The sequence below is a fragment of the Saccharothrix algeriensis genome (genome assembly GCF_016907655.1).
In the GTDB taxonomy this organism is placed as follows: domain Bacteria; phylum Actinomycetota; class Actinomycetes; order Mycobacteriales; family Pseudonocardiaceae; genus Actinosynnema; species Actinosynnema algeriense.
Genome location: NZ_JAFBCL010000001.1, coordinates 906,298 through 928,343, shown reverse-complemented (window position 1 = coordinate 928,343; position 22,046 = coordinate 906,298). Strand labels below are relative to the sequence as shown.

Sequence of the window (22,046 nt, the reverse complement as noted above, 5' to 3'; positions counted from 1 at the left end):
TGGAGTGACTGCGAACGCGGGGCAGGACCACCGCTTGGCGGAGTTGTTGCGGACCAACGCCGAACCGCTGCTGGACCAGTGGGTCGGGGCCGTGGCGGCCACGCTGCGCGGCCGTGCCACGGCGGCCGAGGTCGAACGCGACCTGCGCGAGTTCTTCCAGGCGCTGGTGCCGGTGGCCCACCACGACGGCCGGGGCCTGGCGGGCCCGGAGTTCGTCGAGATCAGGTCGCTGCTGGAGGAGTACTCCCGGTCGCGCGCCCGGCAGGGCTTCACGCCGTCGGAGACCGCGTCGAGCGTGTTCCTGCTCAAGCGGGAAGTGTTCGAGCTGGTCGGCGAGGACGCCGACGCGCAGCTGTTCAAGCAGCTCGTGGCCTTCTCCGGCCTGCTGGACGCGCTGGGGCTGTGGACGTTCGAGAGCTACAGCCGGGCCCGCGAGGAGATCATCAAGGACCAGTCCGAGCAGCTGCTGGAGCTGACCACCCCGGTGGTCAAGCTCTGGGAGGGCGTGCTGGCGGTGCCGCTGGTGGGCACCCTGGACTCCGCGCGCACCCAGGTGGTGATGGAGAAGCTGCTCGAAGCGCTGGTGGAGACCGGGTCCGAGCACGCCATCATCGACATCACCGGTGTGCTGGCGGTGGACACCCAGGTCGCCCAGCACCTGCTCAAGACCGTGGTCGCGGCCCGCCTGATGGGCGCGGAGTGCACCGTGTCCGGCATCCGGCCGCAGATCGCCCAGACGATCGTCGCGCTCGGCATCGAGTTCGGCGACATCGTCACCAAGGCGTCGCTGGCCGACGCCCTGCGCCACGCGCTGCGCCGCGAGGGCTTCGACGTGGTGCGCCGCGCGGGCCAGGGGACGACCTGATGGAGCGCGTGCCGATTCTCAAGATCGGCGGCGTGCTGCTGGTCTCGATCCAGATCGACCTGCAGGACCAGAGCGTGCTGGCCCTGCAGGAGGACCTGGCGGAGAAGATCAGCGCGACCGGCGCGCACGGCGTGGTGATCGACATCTCGGCGGTGGACATCGTCGACTCGTTCATCGGCCGGATGTTCGCCACCATCGCCTCGATCTCCCGGCTGTTCGACGCGGACACGGTCGTGGTCGGGATGCGCCCGGCGGTCGCCATCACGCTGGTGGAGCTGGGGCTGACCCTCGGCGGCGTCCGGACCGCCCTGGACCTGGAGCGCGGCATGAAGATCCTGGGGCAGCTGGGCGCCGAGCGCCGGGGCGCGCGGGCGCGTTCGGGCGAGCCGCCGCAGGACTCCCGGTGACCTCCCGGACCGACGGGGGAGCCGGCGGAGGGGAGGACCTGCCGATCACCGGCGACGACGACGTGGTCCGGGTGCGGCAGCTGGCGCGGGTCTACGCGCAGCGGGCCAGGCTGTCGCTGGTCGACCAGACGAAGCTGGTCACCGCGACCAGCGAGCTGGCGCGCAACACGCTGATCTACGGCGGCGGGGGCTTCGCGCGGGTCGAGGAGGTCGTCGACGGCCACCGCGTGGGCGTCCGCGCGTCCTTCCACGACGAGGGGCCGGGCATCCCCGACCTCACCCTCGCCCTGGCCGACGGCTGGAGCAGCGGGCGCGGGCTGGGCCTGGGGCTCAGCGGCGCCCGCCGCCTGGTCGACCGGTTCGACCTGGACACCGAGGTGGGCCGGGGCACGACGGTGACGGTGGTCAAGTGGAAGCGGTGAGCGACCCCTCCTGCCTGCCGGTGGTCGAGGACGTCGCCTGGCTGCCGGTCGAGGAGCCCGCCCACGTCGGGCGGGCGCGGCGGGTGGCGACGGCGCTGGCCGAGCAGCTCGGCTTCCCGGCCGCGCGCGCGGCCGAGGTCGGCCTCGCGGTCACCGAGGTCGGCACCAACCTGCACAAGCACGCCCGGCAGGGCGCCGTGCTCGTCCGGTCGGTCCGCGGCGAGCGCGACGCCGCCGTGGAGGTCGTCGCGCTCGACCGCGGTCCGGGCATCGGCGACCTCGCGCTGGCCCGGGAGGACGGCCAGTCCACCACGGGCACGCTCGGCCTCGGCCTGGGCGCGGTGGCGCGGCTGTCGAACACCTGCTCGATGACCTCGCGGCCGGGCCTGGGCACCGCGCTGGTCGCCCGGTTCGAGCAGTCGGCCAGGTCCGCGCCGGAGCGGGGCGACGCCCTCGCGGCCGGGCTGACCAGGCCGATCGGCGGCGAGTCGGTGTGCGGCGACGCCTACGCGGTGTGCCGCCTGCCCGACCGGCTGGTGCTGATGGTGTGCGACGGGTCCGGGCACGGCCTGCTGGCCGCCGCCGCGTCGGCCGCCGCGGTGCGGGAGTTCCGCAGCCGGCCGACCGCGCCGCCGGAGGAGACCGTCGCCCGCCTGCACGCGGTGCTGCGCGGCACCCGCGGCGGCGCCGTGGCGGTCGCCGACGTGGACTCCGCCGCCCGCACCGTCCGCTTCGCCGGGCTCGGCAACATCGCCGGCGCGGTGCTGGGGCAGGGGCGCAAGCAGGGGATGATCTCCGTGCCGGGCGTCGCCGGCCACCAGGCCCGCACGATCCGGGCGTTCGACTACGCGCTGCCGGAAGGGGCGGTGGTGGTGTTGCACTCCGACGGGCTCACCGAGCGGTGGGGCGTGGACCACGGCAGCGACCTGGCCGTCGACGCGCCCGTCCTCATCGCCGCGACGCTGCTGCGCGAGGCGGGCGTCCGCAACGACGACGCCTGCGTGCTGGTCGGCAAACCGACATGACGGCGGGCGGCGCACCCGAGGAGCTGCTGCGCGTGGTGATCGCGGACGAGCCGGGCGTGTTCCGCGTCCGGCAGCGCGGCCGGCAGGTGGCGGCGGCCCTCGGGCTCGACGGCCAGGACCAGGTCCGGGTGGCCACCGCGCTCAGCGACGTGGGCCGCGACCTGGTGCGCCAGGGCGCGTCGGCGACCGTGGTGTTCCGGCTGCGCCGCGAGCCGCGGCCGGCGCTGCTGGTGGAGCTGAGCTGGCAGGGCGCGGTGTCCACCGACTCCGGCCCCGGCTGGGACACCGCGCGCCGGCTGATGGACGAGGTCCACACCGCGGGCGCCGCCACGACGCTGGTGAAGGCGGCCCAGCCGGGCGCCGCCGCACTCGCCCCGGACCGCGTGGCGGACCTGCGCCGCCGGCTCGGCGACGCGGACGGCGGCACGGCGCTGGACGAGCTGCGGGCGCAGAACCAGGAGCTGCTGGAGACCCTGGAGACCCTGGAGCACAAGAGCCGGGAGCTGGAGCGCCTCAACGAGGAGCTGGAGGACACCAACCGGGGTGTCGTCGCGCTCTACCAGGAGCTGTCCGACGAGCTGGAGCAGACCAACCAGGGCGTGGTCGCCCTCTACGCCGAGCTGGACGCCAAGTCCGCCGAGCTGCGCGAGGCCGCGGCGGCGCGCATCCGCTTCTGGTCCAACATCAGCCACGAGCTGCGCGCGCCGATCAACTCGGTGGTCGGCCTGACCCGCCTGCTCGGCGCGCCGGGCGGCGACCCGATGACCGACGGCCAGCGGCAGCACGTCCAGCTGATCAACGAGTCCGCCGCGACGCTGCTGGCGCTGGTGAACGAGCTGCTGGACACCGCGAAGGCGGAATCGGGCAGCCTGCGGCCCCGGCCCGCGCCGGTCGCCCTGGACTACGTGGTGGTCCAGCTGCGCGCCGCGCTGCAGCCCGTGCTGCGCTCCGGCGACGTGCGCCTGGTGGTCGACCCGCTGCCCGAGCTGCCGCCGCTGGTCACCGACGAGACCATGCTGGTGCGCGTGCTGCGCAACGTGCTGTCCAACGCGGTGAAGTTCACCACCGAGGGCGAGGTCCGCCTGTCGGTGCGCCCCGACCGGGAGCAGGGCGAGATCCGGCTCGTGGTCACCGACACCGGCATCGGCATCCCGGCCGACGAGCAGCGCAAGGTCTTCGAGGAGTTCTACCAGGTGCCCAGCGCGCTGCAGGTCGGCGCGGGCGGCACCGGGCTCGGCCTGCCCTACGCGCGCCGGCTCGCCGAGATCCTCGGCGGCACGCTCACCCTGACCAGCGAGCCGGGCGTCGGCACCGAGGTGGTGTTCACGCTCCCGGTCGGCACGGCCGACGACACCCCGCCCGCCCCGGTCGCCCGCGCGCTGATCGCCGACGAGGACGCCGCGGCCCGCGGGCGGCTGCGGGCCGCCCTGGGCGACCTCGTGGCGGAGGTCGTGGAGGCCGGCGACGGGCGCGGCGCGCTGGCCGAGGCCAAGGACCGGCGGCCCGACCTGGTCTTCCTCGACGCGAGCACGCCCCTGATGAGCGGCAGCGCGGTGCTGTCGGTGCTGCGCCTGGACCCGGTGCTGGAGGGGACCCCGGTCGTCGTGGTGTGCGGCGACGACCCGGGCGGCTTGGCCCGGACGGTGACCGGGCTCGGCGCGGCCCTGCTGCACCACTCGCGGATCTCACCGGAGAGCGTGCGCCGCGCGGTGCGCGACGCCCAGTTCGCGGCGCGGAGGACGAAGAGCCGATGACCACCCCGACGACACCGCCGCCCGCGGCAGCCCGCCCGGCCCGCGTCCTGGTGGTCGACGACCGCGAGGCCAGCCGCTTCATCGCCGCGAGCTGGCTGCGCCGGGCCGGGCACACCGTGGCCGAGGCGACCACCGGCGCCGAGGCGTTCGCCGCGCTGGCCGCCGAGGAGTTCGACCTGGTCCTGCTGGACGTGAACCTGCCGGACATGGGCGGGTACGACATCACCGAGCGGATCAAGGCCGACCCCCGCACCGGCTCCATCCCGGTCGTGCTGATCTCGGCCACCTCGATCGAGCCCGAGGACAAGATCGCCGGCCTCACCCGCGGCGCGGACGCCTACCTGACCGAACCGGTCGACCCCGGCGAGCTGCTGGCCAACGTGGAGGCGGCCCTGCGCTACCACCGGGCGCGGGCGCTGGCCGAGCACCTGGCCGAGCGGCTCACCCGGCTGACCGGCGCGACGCTGCGCATCAACGCGGCGACGACGTTCGACGAGCTGGCCGCCGCCGCGGCGAACGGCGCCGCCGCCGTCCTGGACACCGAGGCGACCGCGGTCCTGGTCACCCCCTCGGGCGTGGCGCGGGCGGCCACGTCGGGCGGCGACCGCCCGACCGGGGTCCGCTCCGAGTCCACCGCCCTGGGCGACTGGCTGGCCTCGGCCGCGCCGGAGGCCGGCGCGGCCGTCTGCGCGGTCGACGGGCCGCCGTGGCGACCCGCGACGCCCGCCCTGGCGGCCTTCGCGCGCACCAAGTCGAGCCGGCCGCCGGTCTGCGTCGCGGTCGCGCCCGACGCGGCGGGCAGCGACGACGACCGCAACCTGCTGCTGCAGCTGGCCCAGGCGACCGCGCTGGCCGCGGAGGGGCTGCGCACCTTCGCCGAGGAGCACGGCCTCGCGCTGACCCTCCAGCGCAGCCTGCTGCCCCGCGCCCTGCCCGACTGCCCCGACCTGCCGATGACCGCCCGCTACCTGCCCGCGTCGCGCAACGCCGAGATCGGCGGCGACTTCTACGACGTCACCGAGCTGGACGGCCGCACGCTGATCTCCATCGGCGACGTGTGCGGGCACTCGATCCGGGCGGCCACGATCATGGGCGAGGTGCGGCACGCGCTGCGCGCCTACGCCGTCGAGGGCCACTCGCCGGCCGGGATCCTGCGCTGGCTGGACACCATGCTGGACCGCTTCCACCCGGTGGGCGGCCTGACCACCATGTGCCTGCTGGAGGTCGACCTCGCCGCCGGCACGGTGGCGGTCGCCAACGCGGGCCACGTGCCGCCGCTGGTGGCCGACGAGCGCGGCACGCGCTACCTCGACGTCGGCGGGCCGCTGCTGGGCATCGGCCTGGAGCGGCCCGAGGCCGCGGTGTTCCCGCTGCCGCCGGGCACCACCGTGCTGCTGACCACGGACGGCCTGGTGGAGCGCTCCGGCGAGGACCTGGACCACGGCATGGAGATGCTCCGGGCGGCGGTGTCCCACACCGACGACATGGACGAGCTGTGCGACCGCCTGCTCGACCGGTTCGGCCAGGACAAGCGCGACGACATCGCGCTGGTGGTGCTGCGCAGGAGCTGAACCGCGCCGCCCGCGGGGTGCGGGCGGCGCGGTCGGGGTCCAGCCCCGGTGGGGCGGTGCCGTCGGGGACGGGGTCGTGGTGGCCGGGCGCGGTCAGCCGGCCAGCTCCAGCACCGCCCGGTTGCGCTCCGGGTCGCGCAGCAGGCGCAGCGACTCCTTCTCCAGCTGGCGGATGCGCTCGCGGGTCAGGCCGAGTTCGCCGGCGACCTCCTGGAGGGTCAGCGGCCGGCCGCCGTCCAGGCCGTAGCGGCGGCTGAGGATGCGCGCCTGCCGCTCGGGCAGGGTGTTCACCAGGGCGTGCAGGGCGGCGGTCAGCTGGGCCTGCTCGACGACCTCCTGCGCCTGCACCGCGTCGGCGTCCTCGATCAGGTCGGCCACCGAGGCGCCGCCGTCGTCGCCGACCGGCGTCTCCAGGCTGATCACGGTGCGGCCGGCCTGGCGCAGCTCCGCCAGCCGCGCGACCGACACCCGCGCCGCCGCGGCGACCTCGTCGTCGGTCGGCTCGCGGTCCAGCTCCCGCCGCAGCCGCTGCTCGGACCGGACCGTGCGGTTGAGCTCCTCGACCACGTGGACCGGCAGCCGGACGGTGCGCGTCTGGTCGGCCAGGCCGCGTTCGATGGCCTGGCGGATCCACCAGATGGCGTAGGTGGAGAACTTGTAGCCCTTGGCGTAGTCGAACTTCTCCACCGCGCGGATCAGGCCCAGGTTGCCCTCCTGCACCACGTCCAGGAACGGCAGCCCCCGGAACGAGTGCTTCTTGGCCACCGAGACCACCAGGCGCAGGTTCGCCCGGATCATGTGCTCCTTCGCGCGCTCGCCATCCGCGGCCACGGCCCGCAGCGCGCGGCGGCGCTCGGGGTCGAGGGCGCCTTCGTCCACGTGCTCGTCCGCGCGGCGCAGCAGCTCGGCGGCGTACACGCCCGCCTCGATCCGCCGGGCGAGGTCGACTTCCTCGTCGGCGGTCAGCAGCGGGGTGGCGCCCACCTCGCGCAGGTAGTGGCCCACCAGGTCGGCGTCGGCCGACCACTCGCGACCGGTCGAGGCCGGACGCGTCGGGCGGGGCTTCTGCATCGTCGTCATGACCGTCTCCTTGCCGGGTGGCGACCCCGCCACAGCCGTGGCGGGGTCGTGGTGACCAGGGAATCGAGGGGGGCGGTCCGGGAACGGCGGTTTCGCCCACGCGCCGCTGAGGGCGCCGATGCCCGGTTCAACGGAACCAGTCGGGGTCGTATTCCGCGGGTGGGGCGGGTCACGGCCGCCGGCGGCTCCTCGCGCCCGGTCGGCGCAGTGCGCTGGGACGAACGAGGTACGGGCGTCGGTGAGGGGCCGTGGCCGGGCGCGGCGGGCGTCGGGCGGAGCGGCGTGACGGGACCCGGCGTGGTGCGGGCGCGGGGCCCGTCACGCCTCCGGCTTCGGCGCCGGCGTGGCGCCCGGCCGGTCGCCGCCGGGGCGGGCCCACAGCAGGTGCCGCACCCGCGGCGCGCCCGTGGCCAGCTCCCGGGCGGCCTGCTCCGCGGCGACGTCGACGGCGGTGGTGCGCTCCAGGTGCTGGCGGAGGTGCTCGTGCCAGGTCGCGACCAGGAAGGTCTCCAGGAACAGCTCCGGGTCCTCGGAGTCGCGGAACAGGCCCCACGTCGTCGCCCCGGTGCGCCTGCGCGACCGGCCGACCCGGAGCATCGCCTCGGCGAACGCCTCCGCCCGCGCCGCCGGCACCCGCCACTCGGCGGTCACCAGCACCGGCCCCGTCCCGGCGTCGACGACCTCCGGCGGCGCGTCCCACAGGCTCGCGGGCGTGGTGTCCAGCCGCCGGTCGGTCAGCGGCAGCCGGCGGGCCGCGAACAGCCCCACCAGCACCATCGCCGCCGCCGGGGCGAGCATCGCCACCCGCAGGTCCGCCGCGGTGGCGACCGCGCCCCAGGCCACCGCGCCGAACGCCTGGCCGCCCATGAACATCAGCTGGTAGTACGCCAGGGCGCGGGCCCTGGTCCACGCCGGGAGCAGCACCTGGGCGGTGGCGTTGAGCGTGGACAGCACGGCGATCCACGACGACCCCGCGACCAGCATCGCCGGCACGGCCACCGCCATCGACGAGGTGAGCCCGGCCACCACCATCGCCACCGCGTACGCGCCGGTCGCGATGGTGATCAGCAGGTTCTTCCCGATCCGCCGCAGCAGCCGGGGCACCACGAACGCCCCGCCGATCGCCCCCGCGCCGATGCAGCCGAGCAGCACGCCGTAGCCGCCCGCGCCGAGCCCGAGCGGGCCGCGGGCGATGGCGGGCAGCAGCGCCCACAGCCCGCTGCCGAACACCACGAACAGCACGCACCGCACCAGCACCCGGGAGAACAGCGGTGAGCTGCGCACGTACCGCGCGCCGCTGCGCACGGCGGTGACCACGTGCTCCGCGCCCAGCGGCCGGAGGTCGGACGGCCGCCGCCACCGCCACAGCACCAGCAGCACCCCGAGGAAGGACAGGGTGTTGAACGCGAACGTGGCCTCCGGCCCGACCGCCGCGATCAGCACCCCGCCCAGCGCGGGCCCGATGGCGCGCCCGACGTTCATGTTCACGCCGTTGAGCAGCGCCGCCTGCGGGATCTCCTCGCGCGAGACCAGCTCGGGCTGGATGGCCTGGAACGACGGCATGGACAGCGCCTGCCCCACGCCCATCACCGCGATGAACGCCAGCAGCGTCGCCGGCGAGGCCGCGCCACCGGCCGCCAGCACCACCAGCGCGGCGGCCCCGACCAGCATCAGGGCTTGGCCGGACATCAGCACCCGCCGCCGGTCGAGGATGTCGCCGACCGCTCCCGACGGCACGACCAGCAGGAACACCGGCAGCGTCGTGGCGGCCTGGACCAGCGCGATCTCCAGCTCGCTGCCGCCGAGGTCGCCCATGAACCACTGCGCGCCGACGGTCTGCGCCCACGTCCCGATGTTGGACGCGAACTGGGCCAGCCACAGGGCGCGGTAGGTCCGGCGGCGCAGCGGGGCCCAGGCGGAGGGAGCCGACGGGGTCCGCTCGGTCGGCTGTGCGGTCATGGTCAGCAGATACCTCGTCCCCGCGTCGTGAAACCCCCTCGGGACCCGGTCGGCCCGGGGCGGCGGGCGCGCGGACCCCGGGGCGGTGCGCCCCGGGGAGCCGGGGCTCGTCGGACGTCCTCCCGCGGGCGGTCGGGGTCAGCCGGTGGCGCGCTGCGCGCGGACGACGTCGGCCAGCGGCGTGGCGGGGTGGCCGGTGAGGCATTCGACGTGGTCGGTGACGCCGGCCAGCTCGCCGTTGGCGATGGCGGTGTAGGTGGAGACCCACGCGTCGAGCAGCCAGTCCGGCGCGTCGTAGGGGGCGCGCGAGCGGTACGCCTCCTCCACCGTCTCGCGGTGGTAGGTCGTGGCGCGCCCGGTGACCTCGGTCAGCACCTCGGCGACCCGGTCCAGGGTGAGGGCCTCGGGGCCGGTCAGCTCGTAGGTCGCGCCGGCGTGCCGCTCCGCGTCCAGCAGCACCGCGGTGGCGGCGTCGGCGATGTCGTCCAGCGCGACCGCGGCGACCCGGCCGTCCCCGGCGGGCCCGCGGATCACGCCGTCGTCGCCGGCGAGCGAGGGCATGAGGTCGGCGTACATGTTGTCGCGCAGGAAGGTGTGGGCCAGGCCCGAGGCGCGGATGTGCTCCTCGGTGGCGTGGTGGTCGCGCGCCAGGGTGAACGTCGCGTCCGGCGCGGCGGCGTAGAACGAGATGTAGACCAGGTGGCGCACCCCGGCCTCGGCCGCGGCCTCGACGAACGAGCGGTGCTGGTCCACCCGGTCGGCGGTCTCCGGCGCGGAGACCATCAGCACGCGGTCCACCCCCGCCAGGGCGGCGCGGACGGCCGCCCGGTCGGCGTAGTCGCCCGGCACGGCCGAGGCCCCGGGCAGCTCCGGGGCGCGGGCGGGGTCGCGCACCACCAGCCGCTGGGGGACGCCGGCGGCGGCCAGCCGCCGGGCGACGCGCCCGCCGAGGCGCCCGGTCGCGCCGGTGACGGCGGTGGTCGCGTCGGGGCGGGTCGGCTGGTCGGTCATGTCGTGGCTCCCTGCGAGGCGCTGCGTGCCGGCGGCGCGCCGGGGAGCGGGGGCCGCCCGGCGGGCACACCGAGCAGGTTAGTCCGACCGCCCACCGCCCCGCCCGTCCGAGCGCCCCGCCTGCCCTGTCCGCCTGGGCCGCTCCGCCCATCCGGGTCACCCTGCCCGGTGCCCAGCCCGCCTGGGCCGCTCCGCCCGCCGCCCTGCCCGCCGCCCTGCCCGTCGCAGAGCCCCGGAGAGCGGTCGGCCCCGGGCGGCGCCGCCCGGTTCCGGCGACAGGGGCCGGGCGTTCAGCCGCGGCCGGCGGTGGGGGAGAGGTGGCGCTCGATCTCGTCGGCGCCTCGGGCCGCCCCGCCGGCCGCGGCGATCTCGTCCCGCATGGCGGCGAGGTTGGCGCGCACGGCCGGGTCGTCCACGACGCCGGCGACGGCGTCGCGCAGCGCCCGCGCGGTGAGCCCGTCCGGGGACAGGTGGACGCCCAGGCCGAGCTGCTCGACGCGTTCGGCGTTGACGACCTGCTCCGGGGTGCGGGGGACCGCGACCAGCGGGACGCCCGCGCGCAGCGCCTCCATCGTGGAGTTCATGCCGGCGTGGGTCACGAACGCGGCGGCGTGCCGGAGCACGGCCGGCTGCGGGTAGCGCGGCCGGACCTCCACGGTCGGCGGCAGCGGGCCGAGGTCGGCCCGGTCCGTGCCGCCGACGGCCATCGCCACCTGCCACGGGCCGTCGCCCAGCGCCGCCGCGCACGTGCGGTAGAAGGCGACGTCGGTCAGCAGGCTGCCCAGCGACACGTACACCAGCGGCGCGCCGGGGTCGCGCGGCGCGAAGTCCCCGGGCCGGTCGGCGGCGGTCGGCCCGAGGAAGCGGAACCGCTCGTCGAAGCCGTCGCCCCCGGGCTGGAAGCGGCGCGGGACGAACACCAGGTTGAGGTCCTCGGGCACGTCCAGGGTGCCCGCGACGTCGAGGTCCACCCCGTGCGCGGCCGAGAAGCGGGCGCAGTCGGCGGCCAGGGCCGGGTCGCCCTCGCCGAGCCCGGCGGTCATCCGGTCGCCCATCGAGAACGACCCGTCGGAGGCCAGGTGCGGCAGGCACCGCACCGCGGGCACCCCCGCCCGCCGGGCCGCCAGCCGCGCCGGCCAGTTCGTCGCGTCGTACACCACGCCGTCGGGCCGGGCGGCGGCGCAGTGCGCGACCAGCACCGGGTAGGTGGCGCTCAGGGCCGCGAAGTAGTGCCGCAGCCACACCGCCAGCACCTCGGGGCCGATGCGCGACGGCGGTGCGAACGGGGGCAGCGGCGGCAACGCCACCCAGTCGGCCCCGGACCGCCGCACCGCGTCGGCGTTCTCGGCCCCGGTCGCGTACTGCACGACGTGCCCGCGCTCCACCAGTTCCCGCACCAGCGGCAAGGTCGGGATGATGTGCCCGTCCCCGGTGAGCACGACGAACAACAAGCGCATCCGCCGAGCATAGGGACGGCCTCGACGCGCATTCCAGCCAATTCCCCCGCGCCCCGGCGGTTGCGCCGGGCAGCCGCCACCGCAACGGGAAACGGTCCGGGCCACCTCTCGCGAGAGGTGGCCCGGACCGTTCTCCGAGAACCGGGCGGTCAGCCGGCGGGCTGCTCCGTCGCGGTGTCGTCCTGCGCGGGCTCGCCGTCCCGGGACCGGTTGCGCAGCAGCCTCCCGACGGCCAGCGCCATGCCGGCCATCAGCACCGCGAGCACGCCCGTGGTGAGCTGCATGCTGTTGGTGAAGGCGTCGCGGGTGACCTCCAGCACCTGGTCGGCCAGCTCCCGCGGCACCCGCTCGGCCACGGCGGTGGCGCCGGTCAGGGTGTCGGCGGCGGCGTCGGCGTCCTCGGGCGACAGGCCCGCCGGCAGCGAATCGGCGACCGAGGCGTGGTAGACGGCGGCGCCCAGGCTGCCCGACAGCGCCACACCCAGCGCGATGCCCAGCTCGTTGCCGGTCTCCGCGGCGCCCGAGGCGGTGCCCGCGCGCTCCGGCGGCGCGGCGCTGAGGATCTGGTCGTAGCTCAGCGCCCAGACGATGTTGATCGCCAGGTTCATCACGACGAACGCGACGACGGTGGGCAGCAGGGCCTGCACCGCCCACACCGCGCCGACGAGGCCGACCGTCGCCACGACCAGGCCACCGGTGATCACCTGGTGCGGCGTGTACTTGCGGGTGAAGACGGGCCCGAGCAGCGCGCCGACGACGCCGGCGAGCATGCCCGGCAGCGTCCACAGCCCGGCGGTCAGCGGCGACAGGCCCAGCACCAGCTGGAGGTACTGCATCAGGAAGAACTGGAACGCGGCCAGGGTGAACAGCACCAGCATCTGCGCGCCGATGGACACCGTGAACGCCCGGCGGGTGAACAGCACCAGGTCCAGCAGCGGGTCCGGCAGCTTCCGCTGGCGGCGCAGGAACACCGCGCCGACGGCCAGGCCCACGACGATGGCGGCGACCGGCACGAGGCCGAGGCCGTCCTTGGCGATCTCCTTGATCCCGTAGACGATCGTGAGCAGCGACGCCAGCAGCAGCGCCACGCTGGTCATGTCGATCCGGCCGGAAGCCTCGGCGTCGCGGTACTCGGGCACCACGAACGGGCTGAGCACCATCAGCGCGAGCATCACCGGCAGCGCCAGCAGGAAGACCGAGCCCCACCAGAAGTGCTCCAGCATCGCGCCGCCGACCACCGGGCCGGCCGCGTTGCCGATGCTGAAGGCGGTGCTCCACACCGCGATCGCCAGCCGGCGCTGGTTGTCGTCGCGGAACATGTTGGTGATCAGCGACAGCGTGGACGGCAGCAGGGTGGCCCCGGTCAACCCCAGCAGCGCCCGTGTCGCGATGACCATCTCCGGGCTGTTGGCGTAGGCCGTCAGCACCGACGCCAGCGCGAACAGCACGCTGCCGATCAGCAGCATCCGCCGCCGGCCGATCCGGTCGCCCAGGGCGCCCATCGGGATCAGCAGCCCGGCGATCACGAAGCCGTAGATGTCCACGATCCACAGCATCTCGACGCTGCTCGGGTTCAGCTCCGCCGCGAGGTGCGGCAGCACCAGGTGCAGCACCGTGAAGTCAAGGCCGATCAACAGGGCGGGACAGGTGAGCGTGACAAGTCCGATCCACTCGCGCAGACCTGCCCTGGGGGCGATATCGCTCGGCATCAAACAACTCCTCCGATGACGGTGACGCCGGCGGTGCCGGTCACGCCGTCCCGCCCACGCCGGGGGTCGACTCCCGGGGAGGGTCGGCGTCCTGGGTGAGCGGGAGGGGAAGCGCGAACGGTCGCGGCGCGTTGGCGAAGTTACCGCCTGTGAGCGGTTGGTGACAACGAACGTCCCGGAAATGGCAACACCCGGCACACGTCCGGGCGCACGCGGGCGGGGGTGCGCGTGGACGAGGGGTCCGTGGGCGAGGCGGACGAGGGCGCTCCGGGGAGGGGGCGGGCGCAGGGGCGGGCGGGGACCAGGTGGGCGACCGGATGGTCGGGCGGGGAGGGGCCGGGCGGGGAGGGGCCGGGCGGGGTGCGCCGGGCGGGGTGCGCCGGGCTGTCGGGCCCGGCCGGCCCGAGTGGGCGGCGGGCGGCGCCCGGGAGAAGGGGCCGCCCGTGCGCGGAGGCCCGGCGGTGGCGGCGGGGTGGTCCCGTCCCGGTCCCACCTCGGCCGGCCGGGCGGTGGCGGTGGGCGGGCGGTGTCGCGCCCGGCCCGAGGCGGCCGGTGGCACCACGTCGTGCCACGGCGGCTGCGCCGCGCCAACCCGTCCGGCCGGCCTCGGGGGCGGGCACACCGACGTGCGGGGGCTTTATCCCTGCCAGGCGCCCACGCCGTCGGACCCGCCCGTTCGGAAGGAGCCCGGGGTCGCCGCCCTCGGAACTCGTGCACGGGGAGTGGGTGTTCGCCGGTGCGCACCCGGCGGAACCGGAAAACGCGCCGGGAAGCTGTTCCCGCGATTCGCCCCGGATTCACCGGGCGAATGGTCGGGAGGGAGCAGCGGATTCGCACGGCACAACCGCGATGGCGGCTGCGCCGTGCGGTTCCGCCGCACCACCGGGGCGCCGCGAAACCACTGCGCCCACTGTCGACCGATTCGGTCGGGGGGAACCGTGGCACGGCGCCCCGGACCGGTCAATTGCCGTCCCGAAATCGGCAACGGCGAACCGGATCAGGTGAGCGGAAGTGGTGGCGGGAGCGCCGGCGGGCAATTCGGGCGGGTCGGTTCCCGCGTGGTCGCCGGGGTCAGCCCCGGGTCCGGGCGAGGGCCCGTTCCAGGAGGACGACCGGGATCGTGAGCAGGGCCAGGGCGACGCCGATCCACGGGATCGACCCGACGCCGGCGCCGGCGTTGAGCGCCACGCCCGCGAGCACCGGCACGAGGCTGATGCCGAGCTGGAACGACGAGATCGACGTGGCGCTGGCGAGGGTCGGCGCGTCCGACGCGACCGCGAACAGCCGCCCGTAGATGGCCGGGTTCAGCACGAAGCCCGCGATGCCCAGCAGCAGCACCAGGGCGACCACGACGACGGCCTGGTCGGAGACGGTGGCCAGCAGCGCGGAGCAGACCGCGATGCCGGCCGCGCCGATCAGCAGCGCCTGGTGGGGCCGCACGTCGGAGATCCGGCCGCCGATGGACAGCCCGACGAAGGCCCCGATGCCGAACAGCGTCAGGATCGGCGGCACCCAGACCGCGCCGATGCCGGTGACCTCGGTCAGGAACGCCGCGAGGAAGTTGTAGGTGATCATGTAGGCGCCGGTGCTCAGCACGGTGATGAGCAGGACCAGCCAGATCTGCGGCTTGCGCATGGTGCGCATCTCGCGCCGCAGGCTGGGCTCGACCTCCGCGCGGGTCGAGGGCAGGGCGGTGGCCGTCAGCACCGCGCCGATGCCGGTCAGCACCACCACGGCCCAGAACCCGCCGCGCCACCCGGTGAAGTGGCTGATCAGCGCGCTGGCCGGGCCACCGGCGAGCATGGCGAGGCTGAGCCCGCTGATCACGACGCCGGAGGCGCGCGCGGTGCGGTCGGGGGTGACGAGGCTGATCGCGGTGACCGTCGCGACCGCGAAGTACCCGGCGTAGGCCAGGCCGGACACGAAGCGGGTGGCCAGCACGAGGGTGTAGTCGTCGGTCAGCAGGCCGGCCGCCACCGAGGCGGCGAAGACGGCCTGCGTGACGACCAGGGTGGTCCGCCGCGGCCAGCGCAGGGTCAGCACCGCCATCGGTGGCCCGCCGATCACGACGCCGATCGCGAACGCCGCGATCATCGCGCCCGCCGCGGACAGCGAGATGCCGAGGTCCGCCGAGACCGCCGGCAGGACGCCCGCCACCAGGAATTCGGCGCTACCCATCGCGAAGAGCGTGAACGAGAGCAGGTAGACGCCGAAGGGCAGTCTTCGCGTGGTCGGCTCGACCGGCGCGGTCGTGGTGGTCATCGCGCGGCACCACCGGCGCGCATGGTGGCGGCGAGCTTGTCCGCGAGCACGTGCTTGGGCGCCGCGCCGGTCCACGCGCCGATGGGCCGGCCGCCGGAGTAGACGACGAACGCGGGCACGGCCGAGATGCCGTGGCGGGCCGCCAGCTCGGGGTTCTGGTCCAGGTCGACCTTGACGACGTCGAGCTCGTCGGCCCGCTCGGCGGCCAGCTGCTCGACGATGGGGGTGACCATCAGGCACGGCCGGCACCAGGTAGCCCAGAACTGGATGAGGACGGGCCGCTCGGCCTGGAGCACGTGCTCGGAAAACGTCTGCGCGGTGACGGCTTTCACCACACCTGGCGTGTTGTGCACCTGGGGATCTCCTTGTTCGATGTGCGGATCGGGGCGTGCGCGCGGCTGATCACCGAATGGTCGCGACGGTGCTCTCGGCGGTTCCGCCCCGGCCGCCGGTCCTGGTCGACGGCGACGCCCGGACGACCGACCGCGCCGTCCTGGCCGCATTGGCGTGGAATACGCCCGTCAGTCGCGCCCGGCACGGGTCTTCCGGTTGTCCAGCGCTTTGCGCGGGGTGGTCACCTCCGGCTCCCTAGGTTGGATCCAGGGGTGGCAAAAGCACAACTTCCGTTGCCAATGCTGGGACGTGCCTGGTCAGCGGCGTCCAGCTCGGGCGCAGGGCGGGCAGGGCCGCCGGACCGGGGCCCCCGACGGGCCTCCCACCGGCGACGTCGCCGCGTCGCCGGCAATGGCCGAGGCCGGGAATCGGAAAGCGGTTCCCGGAACGGTCGGGGTGTGTTTCGTGTCGCTTTGTCGGATATTCGGTATTCGCGATGCGGGAACGCGGTGGCGGGGCGGTCGTGGGACCGCCCGCGCGAACACGCCCGTCGTCGGCGCGGCGTCGTGGGGCGCGCTCCACCGGGTCCGCCCCGATCGCGCTGGCAGACTGGCTCGTGTGCGCGACTGGGAACCGGTGACCACGGGGCACTCCTCGGCGCTGGTGCGCCGCAGCCCCGATGGCCGCAGCTACGCCAAGACGACGCCGGCGGCCACGTCGGCCGAGCTGCGCGATGAGCGGGAGCGGTTGGTGTGGTCGGCTTCGGTGGGCATCGGCGTCCCGCGCGTGCTCGACTGGCAGGAGCGGGACGGCCGCGCCACGCTCGTCACCTCCGCACTGCCCGGGACGCCCGCCTGCGGGTTCCCCCGGCGCCGGGCCGACGCGGTGGCGCGGCGGCTGGTGGAGTTCCTCGCCGACCTGCACGGGATCCCGGTGCGCGAGTGCCCCTTCGACCGGCGGCTGGCGGTGACCGTCCCGCTGGCGGCGGCCAACGTCGCGGCGGGACGGGTGGACGAGACCGACTTCGACGCCGAGCGCCGGGGGCGGACCGCGGCGGGCGTCCTGGCCGACCTCGTGGCCGGCCGGGAGCGGGCCGAGGCCCTGGAACCGGCGGACCTCGCGGTCTGCCACGGCGACTTCTGCCTGCCCAACGTGCTGCTCGACCCGGACACCCTGGAGGTGACCGGGGTGCTGGACGTCGGCCGCCTCGGCGTCGCCGACCGCCACCAGGACATCGCCCTGCTCACCCGCTCGCTGGCCGCGACCGACCTCAACCCGGCCTACGGCCCGGGACCGGCGGAGCGGGTCGCCCGGCGCACCGGGGCGGACCCGTGGCGCACCGGCTACTACCGCCTGCTCGACGAGTTCTTCTGAGGGGTTCGCCGGTGACCGCCGGCCCGACTCGCCGGGCTGCCCCACACCGGTCGTCTCCCTCACTCGACCGGATGAGCGGGGCTGGACGGGCCGGCGGCATCGCCTCCACTCTGGGGAGTGACAGACCGGCTGAAGGGATCAGGGTGGCTACGCTCCGCGCCGCGACCGCTCCAGTCCTCCGGTCGCGCGCCGCGCCGCCCGCGCCCCCGTGGCGCCGGCGGCGCTGCGCGCCACCGGGTTCCCCGGTCCCGCACCCGAATCGCGAGAGCAGAGAGGAGGAACCGGCATGACCACCCGGCACGGCACCGAGGAAGACGAAGCCAACGCCAACGAAACCACCGTGGGGATCCCGAAGATCCCGGCCCCGCCCAAGTGACGCCCGTCCCGGTCCGTCCGTGGCTCCCGGTCACCGGGCGCCACGGCCGGACCGGCCGGCCCGGCGGCCGGTGGCCGACCCGGTCGGCCGGCTCGCGCGCGCCGGACCGGGGGCCGGGGCAGCGGTGATCCCCGACGACGTGGACGTGGTCGGCCCGCTGCCCTTCGGCCGCGACGACGCCGAGCACGACCTGGCGCACGGCCTGCTGCACCAGGGCTTCCTGCCCACCACGGCCTGCTCCGAAGTGCTGACCGGGCGCAGGAACCGGTCATCGGGAGCCGGGGTTCCGACAAGAGCGCGATCTGCGCGCGCCTGGTGCCGGGCGGCGCGGGCCCCGGCGAGACCTGCCTGATCACGCCGGACGACGCCGCCGGCGGGGAACTGCGCCGCTTCGCGCCGGCCGGGTCGACCGCGCCGGCGGCCGAGGCGCTGCTGTGGCGGTACGTGCTCGCCGTCCGCCGGCTCGTGCGGCACGCCGCCGGGCGCGGGCACCGCCGGCGTCGGTGGCCGCGCTGGAGAGGTTCCTGCGCGACAACGGCGAACCGGCCGAGGAGGGCGGTCGCCGGCGGCCTCACCGGCCCGCGCGCGCCTCGACCAGGTCCCCGTACCGCGCGGTGTCCTCGGCCGTCCAGCCGGGCGGCGCGAGGATCCGCGACCACGCCTCGACGTTCTCCACGGGGCCGTAGTGGTGGCCGTGGCCGGGCGGGACGCCGGTGGAGAAGACCATGTCCATGGTGAGCTGCCAGAACGTGACGGCGGGCAGCCAGGTCATCTGCGGGCTCACGTCGGGGCCCAGCGGTTCGGCCAGCCAGTCCGGGCGCCCGGTGAGCAGCCGGGGTGACCACCAGACCACCGGGTCGGTGGCGTGCTGCAGGTAGACGACGCGGCCTGGTTCCCACGGCGTGCCCAGGTCGAGGTCGGCGGGCCGGTCGGCGAAGCGCACCCGGGCGCCGTCGCCGACGACCGGGAGCCGTTCCGGGGTGCCGGGGTCGCGGGCGGCGGTCAGCTCCTCCCACACCGCCGTGGAGTTCGGGGTGCCGACCCAGAGGGCGCCGGAGGTCCGGGTGGCCATGTCCTGCAGGCCGCTGAACGCCGCCTGGCCGCCGAAGGCCCCGAGGCTCTCCCCGAAGGCGACCAGCCGGGGCCTGCGGTCGGGCGGCTGCCGCTCCCAGGCGGCGTGGACCTGGTCGAACAGCGTCGAGCCCGCGGCCCGCGGGCTGTCCCGGTCGGCCACGAACGCGGCCCAGCTGGGCAGGTAGGAGTACTGGAGGGCGGCGATCGCGGTGTCGCCGCCCAGGACGTACTCCAGCGCCTCGGCCGTCGCCGGGTCGACCCAGCCGGTGCCGGTGGTGGTCGCGACGGCGAGCACGGCGCGGTCGAACGCCCCGGTGCGCTCCAGCTCGGCGACCACCAACTCGGCGACCCCGGCCAGGGAGCCGGCCGAGGACAGGCCGCCGTACACGCGGATCGGCGTCGGCGCGGGACGGCCGGTGAACGCCGACAGCTCGGCCGCCGTGGGGCCGCCCGCGACGAAGGCGCGGCCCTCCCGGCCCAGCGACTCCCAGCTCACCCGCGACGAGGGCGACCCGGACCGCTCGGCCGCGGCCGGCCGCACCACGCCCGGGCCGTCACCGCGGTCGGCCGTGGCCGCGATCCGGTTGACCACGCCCAGGAAGCCGTTGACCAGCGCGCCGTCGACGAACGTCACGGTCAGCACGGCCACCACCACGACGGCGGCGAACCGCGCGACCCCCACCGGCACGAACCGCCCGCAGAACCGGGCCACCCGCCGCGACGCCGCCCGCAGCAGCCGCCCGACCTCCCGCAGCCCGACCGCCACGGCCAGGGCGACGGCGAGCACCAGGCCGTAGTAGAAGGGCTGGTCCGGGTCGACCCCGACCAGCTCGCGGACCTGCCGCTGCCAGCGCGCCCCCAGCACCAGCGACCCGGGCACCCAGACCGCGGCGACGGCGGCGAACACCGCGTTGCCCCACCGCCGGGTCTCGGGCGACCACCGGGGCCGCACCCCGAACCACCGCGTCAACCGGGCGACCCCGACCCCGACGAGGTACCCGGTGGCCGAGCAGATCCCCGCCGCGACCCCCTGGAGGTACCACGGCCGGGGCAGCAGCGAGGGCGTCATCGACCAGGCGAAGAACACCGTCGCGAACGCCAACCCGACACTGCTCGCCGACCGCCGGTAGCGCAGCAGCGCCTCGCGGACCGGCCGCCGGCGCGGCGCGCGCGGTACCCCGACCGATGCCGTGACGCCCTCCCCACCCGTGCCGCGAACCCACCACCGCCGTGCCGGCCGTGGCCCTGGGATCGTAGGCGGACCCCCGGCCCGGCGCCCGCCGTGAGGACGCGCCGCCCCCGTGACGGGTCTTCTCGGGCACCGGCCCGCGCTGCCGGTCAGCGCTGCCGGGGTCCGAACCGGTGCAGGGACCGGCCGTGCCCGTCGGCGCGTCCCCGGCCACACCCCCGGCCCGTTCCCGGCAGCACTCCGAGTGCCCGCGCGCCTCCGCCGACGCGATCCGGCGGACCCGCTACCGTTCGCAACCCGAGCCCGAGGGCAGGCGATACCGTGCTGTGGTCCAGGTGGACGAGCGATCAACGCCAGGAGTTCCAGACGAGCGGTGATCGACGTGAAATCCGGCAAATTCGTCCGATGTGGACTGAGCGGTGCCCTGGTCGATCGCGGGCCGAGGGCGCCCCGAGCCGGCGCGGTATTCGGCGGGGGGTGTTATAGCCGGCTGCTATCTGGTCGGCGGGACCGCGCGCCGCTACGTTCGGGCTGGTCACCCACCGGTGTCGGGACCGCCGCGCCGACGTCGGGCGAGCGAAGGAGCCACTCCCTTGTCCCGAACGAGGATTGTCGCCGCGCTGATCGCCGGTGCGACCGCGGCCGGCCTGGTCGGCGCGCCGGCCGCCACCGCGCGGCCACGGGCGGAAGCCGCGGTGCGGACCATCTACTACGAGGCGAGCCGGGCGGCCGAGCTGGCGCCCCTGGTGGACGAAGCGGCGCAGGTCTGGAACTCCGGCGTCACCGCCGTCCGGCTGGTCAAGGGCGCCGGCGGCATCAGCGCGGTCACCGCGCAGAACGGGCCCGCGCCGGGCACGGCGAGCTGCGTCGGCTGCACCAGGGGCACGATCACCTTCTACCGCAACCAGATCAAGCAGTCCGGCGCGGGCACGCTGCGGGTCGTCGTGCACGAGTTCGGCCACGTCCTGGGGCTCAACCACCCGCAGGACATCGGCAACTGCGACAAGGTGATGGCCGGCGGCCGGTGCGACAACGCGCAGCCCAACGCGCAGGAGCGCGCGGCCGTCGACCGGTTCTGGTCGCGCCGACCGGCGTCCCCGGCGGGCCCGGCCCCGGACGACAGCGCGGTGTTCTCGGCCGAACCCCTGGTGGCGGCCCCGTAGCCCTCGGGCCGGCCGGGCGCGTGCCATGCTGTGATCGGCAACGTGTGCGGGGGTGAGCGAGCATGGCCGCGAAGCGCAGGGGCGGTGTGGCGCCGTACGTGGCGCTGCTGGTGGCGCTGGTGATCCTGGTGCCGCCGGTCCGCGAGGTGGTCCTCGACCTGCTCGCCCCGCTGTTCGACCTGGTCGAGGACCTCAACCCGGCCCGCTCGCAGGGCTGACCCGCGACCGGTCCCCGCGACCGGTCGCGGGTCACAGCCGCGCCGGGATGATCCGCGGCCCCGGCGGCGTTCAGCCGAGTGGGCGCCACGACACGAGGCGCCCGAGACTTGAGGAGCGGAGCGACCACATGGCCACCGTGACCGAGAAGGCCGTCCTCGCCGGCGGTTGTTTCTGGGGCATGCAAGACCTGTTCCGCCGGCACCCGGGCGTCCTGTCCACCCGGGTCGGCTACACCGGCGGCGACGTCCCGAACGCGACCTACCGCCACCACGGCGGCCACGCCGAGGCCATCGAGGTCGTCTTCGACCCGGCGCAGCTGACCTACCGGCAGGTCCTGGAGTTCTTCTTCCAGGTCCACGACCCGACGACCCGCGACCGCCAGGGCAACGACGTCGGCACGAGCTACCGCTCGGCGATCTTCTACGACGGCGACGAGCAGAAGCGGATCGCGGAGGAGACCATCGCCGACGTGGACGCGTCGGGCAAGTGGCCCGCCAAGGTCGTCACCGAGGTCACCCAGGCCGGTGACTTCTGGGAGGCCGAGCCGGAGCACCAGGACTACCTGGAGCGCTTCCCGAACGGCTACACCTGCCACTACGTCCGGCCGGAGTGGCAGCTCGGCGAGCGCTGAGGACCGGGCGCCGAGGACCGGGCGCCGAGGACCGGGCGCCGAGGACCTGGCGCCGAGGACCTGGCGCCGAGGACCTGGCGCTGAGGATCGGGGACCGGGCGGCCGGGGACCGGGCGTCTGAGGACCGGGCGGCCGGGCAGCAGGGGACGACCGCCCCGCGCGCCC

19 protein-coding genes are annotated in these 22,046 nt (G+C 75.6%); 11 read left to right on the top strand and 8 right to left on the bottom strand.

The genetic code is table 11. The features are described 5' to 3' along the window. Window positions 1–4 precede the first annotated feature (4 nt). From JOE68_RS03855 to JOE68_RS03830, 6 genes are read left to right on the top strand one after another with little or no spacing between them, the layout of a single operon-like run. The gene (locus JOE68_RS03855; protein ID WP_204840969.1) at window positions 5–865 is read left to right on the top strand and encodes an STAS domain-containing protein; all 861 of its coding nucleotides are present in this window, start codon (window positions 5–7) and stop codon (window positions 863–865) included. Continuing rightward, a complete protein-coding gene (locus JOE68_RS03850; protein WP_204840968.1) occupies window positions 865–1,272 on the top strand; it encodes an STAS domain-containing protein in 408 nt (135 codons plus the stop codon). The genes JOE68_RS03855 and JOE68_RS03850 overlap by 1 nt, the downstream gene beginning before the upstream one ends. Continuing rightward, window positions 1,269–1,694, top strand: coding sequence for an ATP-binding protein (locus tag JOE68_RS03845; RefSeq protein WP_204840967.1), 426 nt, complete (start codon window positions 1,269–1,271; stop codon window positions 1,692–1,694). The genes JOE68_RS03850 and JOE68_RS03845 overlap by 4 nt, the downstream gene beginning before the upstream one ends. Continuing rightward, complete coding sequence (locus JOE68_RS03840; protein WP_307819502.1) at window positions 1,691–2,719, top strand: ATP-binding protein; 1,029 nt, start codon at window positions 1,691–1,693, stop codon at window positions 2,717–2,719. Before JOE68_RS03845 ends, JOE68_RS03840 begins: the two co-directional genes overlap by 4 nt. After that, on the top strand, window positions 2,716–4,473 hold the full coding sequence (locus tag JOE68_RS03835) for an ATP-binding response regulator (protein WP_204840965.1): 1,758 nt from the start codon (window positions 2,716–2,718) through the stop codon (window positions 4,471–4,473). The genes JOE68_RS03840 and JOE68_RS03835 overlap by 4 nt, the downstream gene beginning before the upstream one ends. Further along, window positions 4,470–6,044, top strand: a complete 1,575-nt coding sequence (locus JOE68_RS03830) for a fused response regulator/phosphatase (RefSeq protein ID WP_204840964.1) — start codon at window positions 4,470–4,472, stop codon at window positions 6,042–6,044. Before JOE68_RS03835 ends, JOE68_RS03830 begins: the two co-directional genes overlap by 4 nt. Before the next feature lie 93 nt (window positions 6,045–6,137). Here JOE68_RS03830 and JOE68_RS03825 read toward each other — a convergent pair whose 3' ends face one another. From JOE68_RS03825 to JOE68_RS03795, 7 genes are all read right to left on the bottom strand, one after another. Beyond that, window positions 6,138–7,124, bottom strand: a complete 987-nt coding sequence (locus JOE68_RS03825) for a sigma-70 family RNA polymerase sigma factor (protein ID WP_239562121.1) — start codon at window positions 7,122–7,124, stop codon at window positions 6,138–6,140. A gap of 318 nt (window positions 7,125–7,442) precedes the next feature. Further along, window positions 7,443–9,083, bottom strand: a complete 1,641-nt coding sequence (locus JOE68_RS03820; RefSeq protein ID WP_204840963.1) for an MFS transporter — start codon at window positions 9,081–9,083, stop codon at window positions 7,443–7,445. Window positions 9,084–9,221: 138 nt separating this feature from the next. After that, window positions 9,222–10,094, bottom strand: coding sequence for an SDR family oxidoreductase (locus tag JOE68_RS03815; protein ID WP_204840962.1), 873 nt, complete (start codon window positions 10,092–10,094; stop codon window positions 9,222–9,224). A 290-nt stretch (window positions 10,095–10,384) separates the two neighbouring features. Continuing rightward, window positions 10,385–11,551, bottom strand: a complete 1,167-nt coding sequence (locus JOE68_RS03810) for a macrolide family glycosyltransferase (RefSeq protein ID WP_204840961.1) — start codon at window positions 11,549–11,551, stop codon at window positions 10,385–10,387. A gap of 149 nt (window positions 11,552–11,700) precedes the next feature. After that, a complete protein-coding gene (locus tag JOE68_RS03805; protein WP_204840960.1) occupies window positions 11,701–13,260 on the bottom strand; it encodes an MFS transporter in 1,560 nt (519 codons plus the stop codon). 1,071 nt (window positions 13,261–14,331) lie between these two features. Next, window positions 14,332–15,522 carry an MFS transporter gene (locus tag JOE68_RS03800; protein WP_204840959.1) on the bottom strand — a complete coding sequence of 397 codons (1,191 nt, stop codon included), beginning with the start codon at window positions 15,520–15,522 and terminating at the stop codon, window positions 14,332–14,334. Continuing rightward, window positions 15,519–15,875, bottom strand: a complete 357-nt coding sequence (locus JOE68_RS03795; RefSeq protein ID WP_204840958.1) for a thioredoxin family protein — start codon at window positions 15,873–15,875, stop codon at window positions 15,519–15,521. The genes JOE68_RS03800 and JOE68_RS03795 overlap by 4 nt, the downstream gene beginning before the upstream one ends. Before the next feature lie 598 nt (window positions 15,876–16,473). Between JOE68_RS03795 and JOE68_RS03790 the strand changes: the two genes are divergently transcribed. Both JOE68_RS03790 and JOE68_RS03785 read left to right on the top strand, forming a co-directional pair. Next, window positions 16,474–17,229, top strand: a complete 756-nt coding sequence (locus JOE68_RS03790; RefSeq protein ID WP_307819499.1) for an APH(3') family aminoglycoside O-phosphotransferase — start codon at window positions 16,474–16,476, stop codon at window positions 17,227–17,229. A 500-nt stretch (window positions 17,230–17,729) separates the two neighbouring features. Continuing rightward, window positions 17,730–17,957, top strand: coding sequence for a hypothetical protein (locus tag JOE68_RS03785; protein ID WP_204840956.1), 228 nt, complete (start codon window positions 17,730–17,732; stop codon window positions 17,955–17,957). Between the two features lie 219 nt (window positions 17,958–18,176). Here JOE68_RS03785 and JOE68_RS03780 read toward each other — a convergent pair whose 3' ends face one another. After that, a complete protein-coding gene (locus tag JOE68_RS03780) occupies window positions 18,177–19,781 on the bottom strand; it encodes an alpha/beta hydrolase (RefSeq protein WP_239562119.1) in 1,605 nt (534 codons plus the stop codon). Between the two features lie 680 nt (window positions 19,782–20,461). Between JOE68_RS03780 and JOE68_RS03775 the strand changes: the two genes are divergently transcribed. The 3 genes from JOE68_RS03775 to msrA all read left to right on the top strand — a co-directional run bounded on the left by JOE68_RS03775 (window position 20,462) and on the right by msrA (window position 21,881). Continuing rightward, window positions 20,462–21,031 (top strand): snapalysin family zinc-dependent metalloprotease, encoded by a 570-nt coding sequence (locus tag JOE68_RS03775; RefSeq protein ID WP_204840955.1) that lies wholly within the window; start codon window positions 20,462–20,464, stop codon window positions 21,029–21,031. 62 nt (window positions 21,032–21,093) lie between these two features. Beyond that, window positions 21,094–21,249 (top strand): hypothetical protein, encoded by a 156-nt coding sequence (locus JOE68_RS03770; protein WP_204840954.1) that lies wholly within the window; start codon window positions 21,094–21,096, stop codon window positions 21,247–21,249. A 128-nt stretch (window positions 21,250–21,377) separates the two neighbouring features. Continuing rightward, complete coding sequence (gene msrA, locus JOE68_RS03765) at window positions 21,378–21,881, top strand: peptide-methionine (S)-S-oxide reductase MsrA (protein ID WP_204840953.1); 504 nt, start codon at window positions 21,378–21,380, stop codon at window positions 21,879–21,881. Window positions 21,882–22,046: the final 165 nt, after the last annotated feature.